Below are 262 nucleotides of genomic sequence, written 5' to 3'. Positions count from 1 at the left end.
GGCGCGAGCGCGTGGACCGGGTTGTCCGAGGGCTGATCCTGCACGTCCAGCGTGTCCAGCAGCAGCACCGGCGTCGCGGCGGCGGTGTCCGCCGGGGGGTGGTGTCCGGTCGTCGTCAGCACGAGCGCGGGCCGGGCATCCCCGACCATGTGGGCCACCCGGGCCGCCGGATAAGCCGGATCAAGCGGCAGGTAGGCCGCGCCCGCCTTCAGCACCGCCAAGACCGCGACGACCAGGTCCGCGCCGCGCGGCAGCGCCACCG

General features: G+C 76.0%; 1 protein-coding gene. It reads right to left on the bottom strand.

What is annotated here, in order from left to right; genetic code table 11:
- A partial coding sequence (locus tag OO52_RS45815) for an AMP-binding protein (protein ID WP_037671817.1) occupies positions 1-262 on the bottom strand: 262 nt, incomplete at both ends.

Source organism: Streptomyces flaveolus, from assembly GCF_000716535.1.
Lineage (GTDB): Bacteria > Actinomycetota > Actinomycetes > Streptomycetales > Streptomycetaceae > Streptomyces > Streptomyces flaveolus_A.
Note: the sequence above shows the minus strand (reverse complement) of the source record. Positions and strands in the feature narration are given on the sequence as shown.